14 protein-coding genes are annotated in these 15286 nt (G+C 64.9%); 9 read left to right on the top strand and 5 right to left on the bottom strand.

All coding sequences use genetic code 11. The features are described 5' to 3' along the window. Positions 1-13: 13 nt before the first annotated feature. From ACSFC5_RS19055 to ACSFC5_RS19040, 4 genes are all read left to right on the top strand, one after another. Positions 14-1942: an ATPase, T2SS/T4P/T4SS family gene (locus ACSFC5_RS19055; protein ID WP_440766808.1), complete on the top strand. Its 1929-nt coding sequence runs from the start codon at positions 14-16 to the stop codon at positions 1940-1942. Between the two features lie 7 nt (positions 1943-1949). Then, positions 1950-3665, top strand: a complete 1716-nt coding sequence (locus ACSFC5_RS19050; protein WP_440766807.1) for a secretion system protein — start codon at positions 1950-1952, stop codon at positions 3663-3665. 386 nt (positions 3666-4051) lie between these two features. Next, on the top strand, positions 4052-4927 hold the full coding sequence (locus tag ACSFC5_RS19045; RefSeq protein WP_440766806.1) for a transcription initiation factor IIB: 876 nt from the start codon (positions 4052-4054) through the stop codon (positions 4925-4927). 169 nt (positions 4928-5096) lie between these two features. Further along, positions 5097-6389, top strand: coding sequence for a DUF7125 family protein (locus ACSFC5_RS19040; protein ID WP_440766805.1), 1293 nt, complete (start codon positions 5097-5099; stop codon positions 6387-6389). A gap of 91 nt (positions 6390-6480) precedes the next feature. On the opposite strand, the gene ACSFC5_RS19035 is transcribed toward ACSFC5_RS19040, so the two are convergent. Together ACSFC5_RS19035 and ACSFC5_RS19030 are read right to left on the bottom strand one after the other, a co-directional pair. Then, complete coding sequence (locus ACSFC5_RS19035; protein WP_440766804.1) at positions 6481-7179, bottom strand: MinD/ParA family ATP-binding protein; 699 nt, start codon at positions 7177-7179, stop codon at positions 6481-6483. Beyond that, positions 7176-7541 (bottom strand): DUF7857 domain-containing protein, encoded by a 366-nt coding sequence (locus ACSFC5_RS19030; RefSeq protein WP_440766803.1) that lies wholly within the window; start codon positions 7539-7541, stop codon positions 7176-7178. The genes ACSFC5_RS19035 and ACSFC5_RS19030 overlap by 4 nt, the downstream gene beginning before the upstream one ends. Before the next feature lie 183 nt (positions 7542-7724). Here ACSFC5_RS19030 and ACSFC5_RS19025 point away from each other — a divergent pair, with 183 nt between their 5' ends. After that, positions 7725-8738 (top strand): type II glyceraldehyde-3-phosphate dehydrogenase, encoded by a 1014-nt coding sequence (locus tag ACSFC5_RS19025; protein ID WP_440766802.1) that lies wholly within the window; start codon positions 7725-7727, stop codon positions 8736-8738. A gap of 119 nt (positions 8739-8857) precedes the next feature. Then, the gene (locus ACSFC5_RS19020) at positions 8858-9256 is read left to right on the top strand and encodes an Hsp20/alpha crystallin family protein (protein ID WP_090308478.1); all 399 of its coding nucleotides are present in this window, start codon (positions 8858-8860) and stop codon (positions 9254-9256) included. Between the two features lie 47 nt (positions 9257-9303). On the opposite strand, the gene ACSFC5_RS19015 is transcribed toward ACSFC5_RS19020, so the two are convergent. The 3 genes from ACSFC5_RS19015 to ACSFC5_RS19005 all read right to left on the bottom strand — a co-directional run bounded on the left by ACSFC5_RS19015 (position 9304) and on the right by ACSFC5_RS19005 (position 11551). Next, a complete protein-coding gene (locus ACSFC5_RS19015; protein ID WP_440766801.1) occupies positions 9304-10176 on the bottom strand; it encodes an ATP-grasp domain-containing protein in 873 nt (290 codons plus the stop codon). Positions 10177-10470: 294 nt separating this feature from the next. Next, positions 10471-11001 carry a 50S ribosomal protein L16 gene (locus ACSFC5_RS19010; protein WP_440766800.1) on the bottom strand — a complete coding sequence of 177 codons (531 nt, stop codon included), beginning with the start codon at positions 10999-11001 and terminating at the stop codon, positions 10471-10473. Positions 11002-11320: 319 nt separating this feature from the next. Continuing rightward, positions 11321-11551 (bottom strand): helix-turn-helix domain-containing protein, encoded by a 231-nt coding sequence (locus tag ACSFC5_RS19005; RefSeq protein ID WP_006092426.1) that lies wholly within the window; start codon positions 11549-11551, stop codon positions 11321-11323. A gap of 539 nt (positions 11552-12090) precedes the next feature. On the opposite strand from ACSFC5_RS19005, the gene ACSFC5_RS19000 reads away from it, so the two are divergent. The 3 genes from ACSFC5_RS19000 to ACSFC5_RS18990 all read left to right on the top strand — a co-directional run bounded on the left by ACSFC5_RS19000 (position 12091) and on the right by ACSFC5_RS18990 (position 15255). Continuing rightward, the gene (locus ACSFC5_RS19000; protein ID WP_440766799.1) at positions 12091-13272 is read left to right on the top strand and encodes a CBS domain-containing protein; all 1182 of its coding nucleotides are present in this window, start codon (positions 12091-12093) and stop codon (positions 13270-13272) included. A gap of 130 nt (positions 13273-13402) precedes the next feature. Next, positions 13403-14455, top strand: coding sequence for an ABC transporter ATP-binding protein (locus tag ACSFC5_RS18995; RefSeq protein WP_440766798.1), 1053 nt, complete (start codon positions 13403-13405; stop codon positions 14453-14455). Next, positions 14455-15255: an ABC transporter permease gene (locus tag ACSFC5_RS18990; protein WP_440766797.1), complete on the top strand. Its 801-nt coding sequence runs from the start codon at positions 14455-14457 to the stop codon at positions 15253-15255. Before ACSFC5_RS18995 ends, ACSFC5_RS18990 begins: the two co-directional genes overlap by 1 nt. Positions 15256-15286 lie beyond the last annotated feature (31 nt).

The following is a 15286-nucleotide window of genomic DNA, read 5'->3' as shown; positions in this document are numbered from 1 at the left end:
TGCCAGTATCGATATGTCACAGGATGGGGTCGTGAGCACCATTCGGTCCGTACTCGACGAACTCGGGCTCGGATCGTTGCTCGGCGATGGCGAACCGGAGGGGGCGTGTACGTGCAGTATCTCCGTCGAAGACGAGTTGATAGTAGTCGACGCGAGCGACTGTGACGGCGACCTCGCGAGCGCACCGGCGTGTCGCCGGACGGTCGTCGACGCGCTCACCGACCGCGAAGCGACGGGTATCCTCACCAGATCGAACGGGACCGAACGACGGTACGGTGATCGGGGCGTCGAACTGCTCGGCGCGGCCGGCCGGTTCGTCGAACTGCTCGGCGAGCGCGACGAGCGACTCGCCGAGGCCGCCGCGCGCAACCCGCTCGAGGTTGCTGCGGAACTCGAGAGCCAGATCGGTCCGGTTGCGGACATCGCCGTCGAGTCCGGACTCACGGACGCGGCAATCGGAATCGACAGCTACGACTCGGTGCTGACCTCGACCGTCGGACTCACCATCGGACATTACTTCGTCGATCAGCGGATCGACGACGACACACGACTCGAGGACGTCGAAACGCTCGAGACCGGCAGCGAAGCGCGGGTCTACACGCGGTCGGACGGCGTCCCGCTGTACGTTCTCGACGTCGTCGACAGAACGCTCTCAGAAACGGAACGAGAGCACCTCATCGAAGGGTACGAGGCCATCGCGGAGGGGAACGTCGAGGGCGACCGGGCGGCCTCGCGCGCGATCGAGTACGCGACCGACGAACCGGCCGATCCGTTGCTGACGAGGGTGCTGTCGAAGCACACGAGCGGCTACGGCATCCTCGAGGACCTGTTCGCGGACGAACGGGTGACGGACGTCTACGTGACGTCGCCGGTGTCCCAGAACCCGATCCGTCTCGTCGTCGACGGGGAGTCGATGACGACGAACGTCCACCTGACGGTCGACGGCGCGCGGGCGCTCGCATCTCGCGTCCGTCGAACCAGCGGACGGGCGTTCTCGCGGGCGAATCCGACGGTCGACGCGATGGCCGCCCTCGAGAACGGGACCGGGGTCCGCGTCGCCGGCGTCACCGACCCGGTCGCGGAGGGCGTCGCGTTCGCCTTCCGCGAAGAGGCCGACGACCGCTTTACGCTCCCGAGTCTCGTCGCGAACGGGACGATGCCGGCGGAGGTCGCCGCGTTTCTCTCGGTCGCCATCGAGCGCAATGCGGCCGCACTGATCGCCGGCACTCGAGGATCGGGGAAGACGACCCTCCTCGGAACCCTGCTGTACGAACTGACGCCGGACACGCGGACCGTCCTGATCGAAGACACGCCCGAACTTCCGGTCGACCCGCTGCAGTCGGTCGATCGAGACGTCCAGGCGCTCCGAACCGGAACCGGTGACGGGCCGGAAATTTCGCCCGAACAGGCGCTCAAGACGGCACTCCGTCTCGGAGACGGTGCCCTCGTCGTCGGGGAGATCCGAGGCGAGGAGGCCCGCGTGCTCTACGAGGCGATGCGGGTCGGTGCGAACGCGAACGCCGTGCTCGGGACGATCCACGGCGACGGGGCCGACGAGGTCTACGAGCGCGTCGTCTCCGACCTCGAGGTCGAACCCTCCTCGTTCGGCGCGACGGACCTCGTCGTGACCGTCCAGGCGTACCGAACGCCGAACGGTCGCGACCGCCGCGTCGCCGGAATCGAGGAGGTCATCACCAGCGGCGACGACATCTGGTTCGAGTCGCTGTACGAACTCGACGACGACGAACACACCGTTCCGACCGGCCGGATCGACCGCGGTGAGAGCCGGATCGTCGATCAACTCACCAGGCCAGCCGAGGAGTACGCATCGGTCCGGCAGGCGATTTCGGAGCGCACGGAGCGGCTCTCGAGACTCGCCGCCGACGGACGGACGAGTCCGCGCGAAGTAGCTTCGGCGTACGCCGACCGGGGGAGAGAGTAATCGATCGATGACGCTGTCGTCGGCACTCATTCAGAAGTTGGCCGCGCTCTACCCCTACGACGTCGACGGGAGCGACGATCTCGTCGACTCGCTCTCGTTCATCGACTCGCCACACGACGACGAGACGGTTATCCGTGCAGGGTACGGAGCCGGTATCGTCGGCGCACTGCTCCCGTTACCGCTGTTAGTGACCTCGGCACCGCTCACGTTCGTCCTCTTTTTCGTCCTCGTGACGCCCGTCGCGGCGATTCACGCGATCCACTCGCTGCCACATCTCCAGGCGGCGTTTCGCCGAACTGAAGCACTCGGCGACACGCCGAATCTCGTCGGCCGCGCCGTGTTGCGGATGCAGGTTCAGCCGGCGCTCGAGAGCGCCGTTCGATTCGCCGCCGAGACCGGACGAGGGCCGCTGGCGGACAGCCTCGACGGCCACATCGATCGCTCGATCGGGACTGCGGACACGGGACTGCTGTCGTTCGCGGAGGAGTGGGCCGAGTGGTTCCCCGCGTTGCGCCGGTCCTCGCACCTGCTCGCGACCGCCCAGGACGCGCCGCAGGGAGAGCGAGCGCGAACGCTCGATCGAGCGCTTTCGGCGGTGCTCACTGGTACCCGGAACCAGATGGCCGAGTTCACCGCCGCCATTCGTGCGCCGACGACCGCGCTGTTCGCCTTCGGGATCATGATCCCGCTGGCGCTGATCGCGCTCGTTCCGGCCGTTCCGATGGTCGGCTTCGCGGTCAACATCTGGATCGTCGTGTTGCTGTACAACGTCGTCCTCCCCGCGTGTCTCGTCGCCGCGAGTCTCTGGTTGCTCGTCCGCCGCCCCGTCGCGTTCCCGCCCCCGAAAGTCAGCCGCGACCACCCCGACGTTCCCGACCGACTCTGGATGCGGGGCCTCTGGGGCGTCATCGCGGGCGCGAGCGGGTACGCAATTACCGTGACGTTCGGTCCCGCACATCTGGCGCCGATCATCGGGCTCGGTTTCGGACTCGGCGCCGGCCTGCTCGCGGTCTTCGGGCCGATTCTCGAGGTTCGAAACTACGTCCGCGACGTCGAGGAACACCTCACCGACGCGCTCTACATCGTCGGCCGGCAGGTCGCAGAGGGCGAGTCCGTCGAGTCGGCGGTCGAACTCGCGGCGGACCGAGTCCCCGCCGAGACGGGCGAGGTCTTCGAGCACGCCTCCGGCGTCCAGCGACGCCTCCACGCGGGCGTCGAAGCCGCGTTTCTCGGCGAGTACGGCGCACTCAGAGACGTTCCGAGCCCGCGAGCCCACGGGACGGCCGCGCTGCTCGCGACCGCCGCCGACGAAGGGAAACCCGCGGGTCGGGCGATCGTCTCGATGGCCGATCACTTAGAGGAGCTCGACGAGGTCGAGGCCAAGACGAAACGGAGTCTCGAGCAAGTGACGGGGACGCTCGACAACACGGCGGCCTACTTCGGACCGCTGGTGGCCGGTGCGACGGTCGCGATGGCCGCCATGATGTCCGGCGAAGACATGGTCGGGACGGCGGATCTCGACGCAGCCGCCTTTCCCGCCGAGTCACTCGGCATCGTCGTCGGCGTCTATCTCCTCACACTGTGTTTCATCCTCGTTCCGCTCTCGATCGCCCTTCGGTACGGGTTGGATCGCGCCCTCTTCGGCTACCACATCGGCCGAGCGTTGGTCACCTCGATGGCCCTGTACGGGTTTTCCGTCACCGTCATCGAGATGGCGTTATGAAGCGACGGGTTCGAGACTGACGCCGACCGACGTCGACCGCAGCGCGGCCGGGAGCGGCGCGAGGAGTGGTCCGCGACCAGCCGATCGGTTCGAATCGCTGGCGACGCACGACCATGTCCGCGATCGCTCAACACCGGTCGACCGGAAAACTGAGCGCGTGCGCTACACCAATTCTGTGCGGTCCGTCACTTCCAACGGTAGTCGACGAGATCTACAGCAGTTTTTGCTCGAATACCTAACAGTTATAGACCAGTAGAACTGCTATCAGATTGTGTTAGAATCTTTGTCAGTCATCCCCTGTAATTTATAAAGTTCTGTATTTTCGTATTGTTCAGAAGTTTTAATATAATATGGTGTAGACACGAACTTGAAGCGGTGGGGACTGAATGAAACGCGCAACCCAGACCGAAAGCTGTGAGGAGTGTGGTGGCCGTCTTCGAACGACGGAAAACGAAGTGGTTTGCGAGGAGTGCGGGCTCGTGGCCGGCGAAGACAGTATCGATCGCGGCCCCGAGTGGCGGACCCTCGAGAACGGTAACAGCCGGCGCCGAACCGGTGCACCCCTCGAGCGTTCGCGTCACGACAGAGGTCTGTCGACCAGAATCGGGTTCGGGACGGGAACGGAGGTGACGGGCGAGCGTCAGCGGCAACTGGTCCGCATGCGTCGCCAACACAACCGAGCCCGGTTCTCGTCGAAAGCCGAACGGAACAAGGCCTACGGCTTTACCGAGATCCGCCGGCTCATCTCCTCGCTGTCGCTGCCGACGCCGGTCCGCGAGCAGTCGTGTACGCTGTTCGAGTCGGCCCAGCACAAGGATCTGCTCTGCGGGCGTTCGCTCGAGGGGTTTTCGGCGGCGACGGTGTATGCAACCTGTCGCGTCCAGTCGATCGCACGGACGATGGACGAAGTCGTCGCACAGGCGCGTGCGAGCAAGAGCGAACTCAAGGCGGCCTACGACGCGCTCAACCGGGAGCTCGGTCTTCCGGTCGGCCCGATTTCGCCGGTCGAGTACCTGCCGCGGTACACGTCGGAACTCGAGTTGCGGGCGGATATCGAGAGTTGCGCCCGAGAGTACGCAACGTGGCTGCGCGAGCGCGGCCGGATCGGCGGGAAGAACCCCAGCGGTGTCGCAGCCGCCTGTCTCTACCGGGCGGCCTACGACCACGGCGTCGACGTCACGCAGACCGAAGTCGCCGAACTGGCGAACGTCTCGCGGATGACGATTCGGTCGACGGCCACCGAGCTGAAACAGTACGGATGACATCGGTTCGACAACATCCTTTTCGGTTCAGAGAGGCGCTCGAGACGACGAACTCGACAGCCGGTAGATGCTCCAATCGCACGATTCCGGCCGTCGGAGCGACGGCGCTCTCGAGTGCACCCGAAGCGACCGTGTACAGGTTGAAAAAGGAAGACGCGCCAATCCCGATATGATTGCTATCGCCGGTGCGAAAGGTGGCTGCGGGAAGACGATCACGACGCTCGGCCTCGCTGAGGGCTTTGCACGAACCGGAACGTCAGCTATCGCGATCGACGCCGATCGCCAGCTCCCGAACGTCCACGTAACCGGCGGCGTCGACCGCGAGCCGACGCTCGCGGCCCTCACGACAGAAACCGACGTCCGATCGGTCGCACAGGTGAGCCCGCGGACGTCGCGTGCCGGCATCGTTCCCGCCCCGGGGCCGTCCGAGAAACTGGACTTCAAGTCGGTGCTGGGTCGACTCGAGACCGACCCGATACAGACGGTCGTCGACTGTCCCTCCGGAGCGGGCCCCGACGTCGTCGAACCGCTGTCGGCGGCCGACGGCGTGATCGTCGTCACGACGGACAGCGAGCGGAGTCTCACGGCCGCCGAGACGACGGTCGAAATGGCTCGCCGGCTCGGCGTGTGTGTGCTCGGGACGGTTGTGAACAGGTGCGAAGAGGTCCCCGCCGAGGTCGAGTCGTGGGTCGACGTGCCGGTACTGGGCGTCGTTCCGGAGGCGGAGTCGCCGCTGACGGATGAGAACACCACCGCCGCCTACGAGGCCATCGTCGAGACGTTACGGACGCGAAACGCGACCGACCGAACGCCACCGGCGTACGACGACGAACTGCTGCCGACGGGCATCGACACCCTCGACCGGCGACTCGGCGGTGGGCTGGCACCCGGCTCAGTCGTGGCGCTGACCGCCGAACCGGCCAGCCAGTCCGAGCAACTGCTCTACGAGGCGACGACACCCCGCGGCACGCTGTATCTCACGACCGAGCGGTCGGTGGCGAACGTCCGCCGGGCGATCGAGACCGCGTCCGTTGAAACCGGGAATCCGACGATCCGCCACGTCGAGGGGGCGGACGTCCTCGAGGATGCCGGCGAGATCATCGGAAAGTTACCCGACGGCGCCACGCTCGTCGTCGACCTCGCGGACGTCCTCGAACGGCGCGATCGGCGGGCGTACGTCTCGTTCCTGAACGACCTGAAAGATCGGATGGTCGAGACCGACGGCGTCGCCGTGTTACACTGTCTTAACGGCCCCGGCCGACCGGAGAATCGAACGGCGACGATCCACGCGGTCGACGCCGTCTTCGAACTGCGGACGAGGGAGTCAGGTGTCGGCACGGCCGTCGAACACTATTTGTCAGTCTCCAAGTTCCGTCCCGAGAGCGCGTTCACCGAGACGATCGAACTCACCTTCGACGGCGTGGCAGCGATGGCGCTCGAGACGAACCAGGACGCGGACTAAGCGCACGAAAAACGAGATGGCTCCACCAGTCCCAACGCTCGATCACGGGTGGGGATCGATTCGGGTCGAGTGAGGAGGAGACAGGTACGGCTCAGAGAACCCCGATACGACCGGAGAGACGCTTCTCGCAGCGTTCAATCGAGTGCGCGACGTCCTCGAAGGCATCGATCGCGTCGCAGTCGGGGTGGGCATCGCGGACCGGCTGCCACCGCGCCATCGCATCGTCGACGGCCGATCGCTCCTCGATCACCGCAGTCGGGGCCCCGAGTTCCCGCTCGACGCGAGTCGCGAGGCGTTCGGACTCGTCGGCCGTGGCTCGGTTGCAGACGATCGACGCGATCGGCGTGTCGAGTTCGAGCGCGATCTCCCGCGTTCGGAGTGCGTCCACAACCGCCGCTTCGGTCGGCGTGGTGACCAGGACGGCGACGTGGGCACACTCGAGCTGCGTGCCGACGTCGCGTGCCAGCCCCGCCGGACAGTCGATGACGACGCGGCTGCACTCCCGTTCGAGTCGGTCGACCACCCGTTCGAGTTCGCTCACGTTCGACGCGCGAGCGCCGGCGAGCGTTCGGCCACAGGGGAGGATGCGAATCGAGCCGAACGAGTCGACGGCCTCGAGCGGGTCGGCGCGGCCCGCGAGGACGTCGTGCAAGTCGGCGCCGCTCCCGCGGGGGAGATCCGCCGTCGCGAGATCCGCGTCGACGACGACGGCGTCGAGTTCCCGCGCGAGGTTCAGCGAAACGGTCGATTTCCCGACGCCGCCTTTTCCGCCGCAGACCGCGACGATCATGGGTCCCGGGTGAGAACGTCGGGGGTCGGTGCCCAGCCGTCCAGTTCGGCGAGCACCTCGTTCGACGTCGCGGTCGTTGTGTCGGAGACGCGGGACACCTCGAGAACCTCGAGCGGCGGCTCCGTCGGCGCTACCGGGCTGGCGAAGCCGACGCCGCGGCGGCGTCCCGGCTCGACAGTGCCCTCCCAGACGTCCCCGTCCCACTCGGGTGCCGTGACGCCGTTTCGACGCGGCGGCCACGTCGGCCCGTCGAGTTGGCTCTCGAGACGGACCGTCTGCGGGGTCGTCCGCGTGTTCGCGACGACTGCGGTCACGAACGTCACCCCCTCCCGGCGATCGGTTTCCCAGTCGACCTCGACCATGCCCGTATTTTCGAGCGCGCTATCGTATAAAGTTCGACACGACCCGGGCGGCGTCGCCGATCAGCTCGGAACGGTGGAGCGCTCGAAATACTCACCGAAACCGGGGTGAAACTCGCTTCTGAGTTACAATCGGTCGAAAAGGCTCGAAACGGTTATCCCCCTCGGTAGTGGACTCCCGAACATATGATTCAGGTCGCGGTCAACGGCTACGGCACGATCGGAAAACGCGTCGCGGACGCCGTGCGAGAACAGCCGGATATGGAGGTCGTCGGCGTCGCCAAGACGCGGCCGAACTTCGAGGCCGAAACGGCCGTCGAGAAGGGATTCTCCCTCTACGCCGCCATCGAGGAACGCGCCGACCAGTTCGCGGAGGCCGGACTCGAGATCGCCGGTCCCGTCGAGGATCTGGTCGACGAGGCCGACGTCGTCGTTGACGCGACGCCATCCGGAATCGGCGCGGAGAACAAGGCCATGTACGAGGAGTACGACACGCCGGCGCTCTACCAGGGCGGCGAGGACGCCGACCTCGTCGACGTCAGCTTCAACGCGCGCTCGAACTTCGAGGATGCCGTCGACGCAGACCACGTCCGTGTCGTTTCCTGTAACACGACCGGACTTTCGCGGGTTCTCGCGCCGCTTCGTGAGGCCTACGGCGTCGAGAAGGTTCGCGCGACGCTCGTCCGCCGCGGTGGCGACCCCGGCCAGACCTCGCGCGGGCCGATCAACGACATTCTGCCGAACCCGGTCACGATCCCCTCCCACCACGGGCCCGACGTCGAGACCATCTTCGACGACCTCGACATCGACACGCTCGGGATGAAGGTGCCCGCGACGCTGATGCACATGCACAGCCTGAACGTGACGCTGGCGGAGGAGGTCGACGCGAGCGAGGTTCGCGAACTGTTCGCCGACGAGTCGCGACTGTTCCTGATCCCCGAGCGGATGGACATCGACGGCAGCGGGAAACTCAAGGAGTACGCGATGGACGCGGGCCGCCCGCGCGGCGACATCTGGGAGAACTGCATCTGGGAGGAGTCCATCTCCACGGTCGGAACGGATCTCTATCTCTTCCAGGGGATCCACCAGGAGAGCGACGTCGTCCCGGAGAACGTCGACGCCATCCGAGCGGTGCTCGGCGCGACCGACGCCGAGGAGAGCATCGCGACGACCGACGAGACGATGGGTATCGGTCTGTAGATCGGCCGTCTCGAGCGACCGATCCGGACACGACGCTCCCCCGCTTTCTTCGATTTCGATCACTCCAAACAACTAGCGACGACAGAAAGTTTTTGCCTCGCGGTCTACTACACGTTCGCATGCGCCGAGACGACCGCGACGAACCCTTCGACGACCTGTTCCGCGAGATTGAACGCATGATGAACGAAATGATGAACGGAGCCGACGCGAACGTCGACTTCAACTCCTCCGGCGTCGACAACGGCTTCGGGATGGACACCCACGTCGACATCCACGAAACCGACGAAGAGATCCGCGTCGTCGCGGACCTCCCCGGCGTCGAGAAGGACAACATCGAACTCGAGTGCGACGGCAAGACGCTGACCATCTCCGCCTCGAGCGACCACCGCGAGTACGACGAGCGCGTCTCCCTGCCCCAGCGCGTCAACGAGCACACGGCCTCTGCAACCTACAACAACGGCGTCCTCGAGGTCGTCTTCGACCTCGCGGAGCAGTCGTCGGGAATCAGTCTCGAGTAGGCGGTCCTCGCGGTCGCAGTCACAGCGACGTCGCAGTCGCGCGAATGCTATTCTCGGTCGGCCGTTTTTCGAATCGCAGCCGCGAGTCGGTCGTAAAACCCCGGTTCGTACTTCGTTTCCTCGTCGATCGTCGGGCGCGCGTTCGTCTCGTTTATCACCACGCCGTCGTCGGTCTCGAGTAGGTCGACGCCGAGAAACGGAATCTCGAGTTCGCGGGCAACAGCTTCGGCCAGTTCGCGCCGCGACTCGGGTAGGTCGACGCCGGTCGCCTCCGCCCCGCGGTGGACGTTGTGTTTCCACTGGCCCTCCGCGACCGCGTCATCGGGCAGGCGACGTTCGACCGCGCCGACGTACTCGCCCTCGAGGACCATCACCCGATAGTCGGTCGCGTCGGGGAAGTACTCCTGGACGAGAAAGGAGCGGTCGCCGGTCGCGCGGTAGTCGTGGACCAGGGAGAGGTAGTCACAGATCCCCAGAAACGAGTCGAAGTCGTGCGCTTTCGCGACGCCGACGCCGCGGGTCGTCGAGTTCGGTTTGACGACGACCGGCGGCTCGAACCGCTCGAAGACCTCGGCGAGTTCGGACTCCGAGACGTCGTTCGAGACGTAGACCGACTCCGGCACCGGGAGGCCCGCCCGACCGAGCCGCGCGATCACCTCGGCCTTGTTCCGCGAGGTCAGCACCGTCTCGTGGTCGTTGAGCCACGGCACCTCGAGCAGGGCGTCGGCCACCCCACCCTCCATCAGTCGGCCGGGATAGACGTAGCCGGCGTCGTACTCGTCGGGCGACCACGGCGCGTCCCCGAGCGGGATCACGCGCTCGCTCGCGGGCACGTGATGAACCCGAATGCCTCGCTCCTCGAGCGGGTCGCGCATCCGCTGGAACGTCTCCTGATCGTTCGCGACCGCGAGATCGATCATAGTCGGAAGTCGGGAGCAGAGGGGTAAAAAGGTGCCTCGAGACGGTCGTTCGATCGAAAGGGCAGTGGCCGGGAGTGGGGTTTCGCGCAAACTGCGCGAAACCTCCCGACCCGGGGGAGGGCAGGCAAATGCCCAGCTACTGACCGCGAGTGAGGCCGAAGGCCGAGCGAGCGGGCCGACGACTGATGTGGACGAACGACTGAAAGGAGTGAGGAAACGGAAGGAGGAGTGCTTTTAATCGAATTTTTGCCGAGTGCGGTCGCGTAGCGACCGCACGCAGAGCAAAACTTCGTTTTACGCAATCAGCTGCTCTTCGCCTCGTTCGACGACGATACGGCACGGCGGCGAGATCTTGTTGTACGCGCGTCGGAGCGCGTCCTTGGCGAACTCGGCGTCGTCGACGTCACACCAGATCGTAAAGATGCGCTCGCCGGAGCCCATTCGCGCGGCGGTGCCGACGATCTTCCCGAAGGACTGTCGCATCCCGTCGGAAACACGGTCCGCACCCGCACCCGTCGCCTGCTTGTTCTCTCGGATGACCTGGTGGGGGAACTTCCGGAGAATCATCTTGTAGTTGTGCTCACCGGCGTTTTTCAGCATGTGACGGTTCGCCGAGAGGCGCGAGGCCTCGAGGCTCCCGTGACGGATCTGGACTTCCTCCTCGGTGATGAGGCTGATCTGGATGGGGTACTCGTCGGGATCGGCGCTGACGTCGCCCATCTTGTGCTGTGCGATTTTCGAGCCCGGGATGCCGGTGATGTATTCACGGCGCGTGTAGGCCGGCTTATCGATTTCCCGGTACATTGAGGCAGGTTTGTCTGACATGGCTGTGATTACTTACGAAAACGCAGGCCTACCGTGCGGATAAAGGCTTCGAACCACGCGCTGGGGACGGGAGCCGGAACGCGGCCGAACGAGGCGACACCGACCGATCGCGTCGACATCGAAACCAGTGCGAACGGGCGGGCGAGCGAGCCGAATCGAGGCGAGGAGTCGGCGGGCCGCGGGGTAGTGGGTGGCGTTTACACCCTTCGAGGCTGAGGTCCATTCGGTGCTCCGAGAGCGAACTCCGGGCGAGTTCGAGCAACCGTCGCTACTGCGGTGATACCGACAGCACGACACGCGCGGCGACAAAAGAATCGGCTCAGTTGGCGAGGACGTACCGATCGTCGCGCTTCTCGACGAGGCCCGCACTCGAGAGGGAGTTGAGGACGCTCAGAATCCCGATCTTCTTCATCGAGAGGATCTGCCCCATCTCGTCGGCGGTGGCACCACCCGTCGCGTCGATGTAGAGGTAGACGAGTTTGCCCTGCGGGGACTCGACCTCGGTCGGCAGCTGACTGATCTCGGGGCTTGGGTGAGTCTGTTCTATCATCGTATCTACACCATCGCCAAACTCCTGTATAAATCTATGGTGGGGATAATGCATATTAGCTAACGAGTATTAGTGTGATTATATCTATTGAGTTGGAGTGACAGGGCAAGCTTTCGCAACGGGGAGAATACGATTACCCCGCATACGGCGGACTACCCCCTCACTAACAGGATCGAACGAATGTATCGTCCCCCGACAATTTCTGACACCGTCTCGAGTCGGTCCGGCGCGAGTCGATGAAATCGATACGATCGCTGCTAGCAAATAAGACCACAGATCAGTATTTTTCGTCCAGCCGATTTTATATAAGGAGTATTAATATTGAGCGACCAACGACGACCGTCGATCGGGTGAACGGGGACTCGAGTGGAACCACTGGACGAACTGCGCTCCAGCGTCGAGATCACTTCCGCACCGGTAGCTGGACGACTCGAGCCGTGAGCAGGAGCGTCCGCGATGATCGCACACCCCCATCGGTGCGAGCGGCGAAACATCGCGATGGCGGCGTTTTTAAGGCGCCTCCACCGATAGTGTGACACATGATGAAGAGCTTCCGGATCGGCTCCCTGTTCGGGATTCCGATCAAGTTGGATCTCACGTTCTTACTGGTGTTGCCGCTGTTCGCGTATCTCATCGGCGTCCAGATCGAACCCGTCGTCGATATCCTCAACACGTCCATGGGCGCGGGGATCAACGTCGACGCGCTTACTACTGAGTCGTGGATGCCGTTTCTCATCGGGCTGATCGCCGCGATCGGCCTGTTCGTCGGCGTCGTCCTCCACGAACTCGGCCACTCCCTGACGGCCCAGCGCTACGGCTTCCCGATCGACTCGATCACGCTGTGGCTACTCGGCGGGATCGCCGCGCTCTCGGAGATGCCCGAAGACTGGCGACAGGAGCTGAACATCGCCATCGCCGGCCCAATCGTCTCCATACTCGTGGGTGTGGCGTCGTACGGACTCTTCCTCGTCACCCCCGAATCGCTCGACGGCGCGCGATTCGTCCTCGGCTACCTCGCGGTGTTGAACATCGTCCTCGCCGGCTTCAACATGATCCCCGCGTTCCCGATGGACGGCGGTCGCGTCCTCCGGGCGCTGCTCGCTCGCAGCACGCCCTACGCGAAGGCGACCCAGCAGGCCGCCAGCGTCGGTAAACTGTTCGCGATCCTGATGGGGCTGTTCGGACTCCTGCAGTTCAACATCATCTTCATCGCGCTGGCTTTCTTCATCTACATCGCGGCCTCGAGCGAGGCCCAGCAGGTGACGATGAAAGCCGCCTTCCAGGACGTCACCGTCGGCGACATCATGACGCCCGCGAAGGATCTTCACACCGTCGGCCCCGAGACGTCGGTCGCGGCGTTGATCCAGCGGATGTTCACCGAGCGCCACACCGGCTACCCGGTGATCGATCGTGACGGTTTCGAGGGCGAGCGACTCGTCGGTCTCGTCACGCTAAGCGACGCCCGCGAAATCGACCCCGTCGAGCGCGACGCGTTCACCGTCGAAGAAGTGATGACGACCGACCTGAAGACGATCTCGCCCGACTCGGACGCGATGACGGCGATCGAACGGATGCGCGAGCACAACATCGGTCGCCTGCTCGTCGTCGACGACGGCGACCTCATCGGTCTCATCTCGCGGTCGGACGTGATGACCGCCTTCGACATCGTCCAGAAGAGCGGTTCGGTGAGCCCGAACCGGCAGCCCCGAACCGCGGACTGAGCGACGGTCTGCCAATTGAGCGACGGACTACCAAGGTAATCGAGCGGTGAAGCGGCAAAGACAGCCGTTTCGGCCGTCTCGAGCGCCGCTATCAACATTCTTAACCGCGGCCGGGGCCGACTCCCCGGCGATGCCACCGGCCATCGAGACGACGGACCTCGTGAAGGAGTACGGCGACTTGCGCGCCCTACAGGAGTTGTCGCTGACCGTCGAGGAGGGCGAGTTCTTCGGCCTGCTCGGCCCCAACGGCGCGGGCAAGACGACGTTCATCAACACGCTGGTCGGCCTGGTCCGCAAGAGCGACGGCGAAGCGCTTGTTTTCGGCCACGACATCGAGGACGACTACCGGCAGGCCCGCGACGCGATCGGGCTGGCACCCCAGGAGTTCAACGTCGATCGCTTCTTCCCCATTCGGGAAGTCCTCGAGCACAAGGCCGGCTACCACGGCGTCCCCGAGGACGAAGCCGCCGAGCGTGCCGACGAGGTGCTGAAGCGAGTCGGGATCTACGACAAGCGCAACGAGCGCTTCGACTGGCTCTCCGGCGGGATGAAACGCCGGCTCCTGCTCGCCCGCGCGCTCGTCACCGATCCCGATCTGCTCATCCTGGACGAGCCGACGGCCGGCGTCGACGTCCAGTTGCGCCACGACCTCTGGGACCTCGTCACCGAACTCAACGAGGAGGGGACGACGATCCTGCTGACCACCCACTACATCGAGGAAGCCGAACGCCTCTGTGACCGCGTCGCGATCATGAACGAGGGCCGGAAGGTGACCGTCGCGACGCCGGACGACCTGAAGACCCGCGGCACGGACACGATCTCTGTCAGGCTCGAGTCCCCGGTTTCTTCGAGCGCGACGACCGACCTCGAGACTGCTCTCGGCGCGTACGCACACGAGGTGACGACATCGGCGGCCGGCGAAAGCCTCGAGGTGCGCGTCGACGACGGCGGCTCGACCGCGCCGCAGTTGCTCAACGACCTCGAGGCGATGGGCTACGAGATCGCAGATCTCGAGATCTCCAGAACGTCGCTCGAGGAGATCTTCGTCGACCTGACGCGGAGCGAAGATCGGACGGTGACCCGCTCGAGTGCGTCGTCCGCGGACGATAGCGCAGAGGAGAACGCCGAGGAGAAACGCGACGCCGAACGCGAACGCGAGCGCGAACAGGAGGGGGTCGCCTGATGCTGTCGGTCGGCTTCAGGGCGCTCTTCCGGCGCGAACTGCTGCGATTCATCCGGCGACCGAAGAACACGTTCATGCCGCCGGCGATCACGAACGTGCTCTACTTCGCCGTCTTCGGGCTCATTCTGGGCGGACGGATCGACGAACCGGTCGAGGGAATCGGCTACATCCTCTTTCTCGTCCCCGGACTCGTCGTCCTCGGCACGATCTCGAACGCCTTCGAGAACGCCTCGTTCTCGATCTTCCACGGGCGCTGGAACGAGTACATTCACGAGACGCTCACCTCGCCGCTGTCCTACGCCGAGATGGTCGTCGCTTACGTCGGCGCGAGCGCCGTCCGCGGACTGATCGTCGGCGTCATCATCGCCGTCATCGGCCGGCTGTTCGTGCCGATATCGATCGAACACGGGCTGTTCCTCGTCGCCACGATGATCGTCATCGCGTCGCTGTTCGCCGGTTTCGGCATCATCGGCGGTCTCGTGGCGCGAGACTTCGACGACCTGACCGTCATGAACCAGTTCATCCTGCGACCGCTGGTCTTCTTCGGAGCGGTCTTTTACTCCCTCGAGATGTTCGATCAGGCCTGGCAGATACAGATCTCCCTGCTGAATCCGATGGTCTACATGGTCGACAGCGTCCGGTACGGCCTGCTCGGCCACTCGGACATGATCTCGGTCGCGCCGACGGCCTACGCGGAGTTCGCGCCGTACGCGTCGCTCGGAATCCTGACGCTGCTCACCGTCGTTGTCATCGCCACAGACGTCTACCTGTTCAAAATCGGCTACGGGCTGACGGACTGAGCCGGCCGACGGGCGGCGGTCCGCCTCGAGC

Source organism: Natronorubrum marinum (genome assembly GCF_052040125.1).
GTDB lineage: Archaea > Halobacteriota > Halobacteria > Halobacteriales > Natrialbaceae > Natronorubrum.
This window is presented reverse-complemented; position numbering and strand designations above follow the sequence as displayed.

Coding starts and splice junctions, on each gene's coding strand:
- ACSFC5_RS19005 (WP_006092426.1), bottom strand. CDS start 11,551: ATGATAGAACAGACTCACCCAAGCCCCGAGATCAGTCAGCTGCCGACC.
- ACSFC5_RS19020 (WP_090308478.1), top strand. CDS start 8,858: ATGCGCCGAGACGACCGCGACGAACCCTTCGACGACCTGTTCCGCGAG.
- ACSFC5_RS19040 (WP_440766805.1), top strand. CDS start 5,097: ATGATTGCTATCGCCGGTGCGAAAGGTGGCTGCGGGAAGACGATCACG.
- ACSFC5_RS19030 (WP_440766803.1), bottom strand. CDS start 7,541: ATGGTCGAGGTCGACTGGGAAACCGATCGCCGGGAGGGGGTGACGTTC.
- ACSFC5_RS19055 (WP_440766808.1), top strand. CDS start 14: ATGTCACAGGATGGGGTCGTGAGCACCATTCGGTCCGTACTCGACGAA.
- ACSFC5_RS19035 (WP_440766804.1), bottom strand. CDS start 7,179: ATGATCGTCGCGGTCTGCGGCGGAAAAGGCGGCGTCGGGAAATCGACC.
- ACSFC5_RS19050 (WP_440766807.1), top strand. CDS start 1,950: ATGACGCTGTCGTCGGCACTCATTCAGAAGTTGGCCGCGCTCTACCCC.
- ACSFC5_RS19015 (WP_440766801.1), bottom strand. CDS start 10,176: ATGATCGATCTCGCGGTCGCGAACGATCAGGAGACGTTCCAGCGGATG.
- ACSFC5_RS18990 (WP_440766797.1), top strand. CDS start 14,455: ATGCTGTCGGTCGGCTTCAGGGCGCTCTTCCGGCGCGAACTGCTGCGA.
- ACSFC5_RS18995 (WP_440766798.1), top strand. CDS start 13,403: ATGCCACCGGCCATCGAGACGACGGACCTCGTGAAGGAGTACGGCGAC.
- ACSFC5_RS19045 (WP_440766806.1), top strand. CDS start 4,052: ATGAAACGCGCAACCCAGACCGAAAGCTGTGAGGAGTGTGGTGGCCGT.
- ACSFC5_RS19000 (WP_440766799.1), top strand. CDS start 12,091: ATGATGAAGAGCTTCCGGATCGGCTCCCTGTTCGGGATTCCGATCAAG.
- ACSFC5_RS19025 (WP_440766802.1), top strand. CDS start 7,725: ATGATTCAGGTCGCGGTCAACGGCTACGGCACGATCGGAAAACGCGTC.
- ACSFC5_RS19010 (WP_440766800.1), bottom strand. CDS start 11,001: ATGTCAGACAAACCTGCCTCAATGTACCGGGAAATCGATAAGCCGGCC.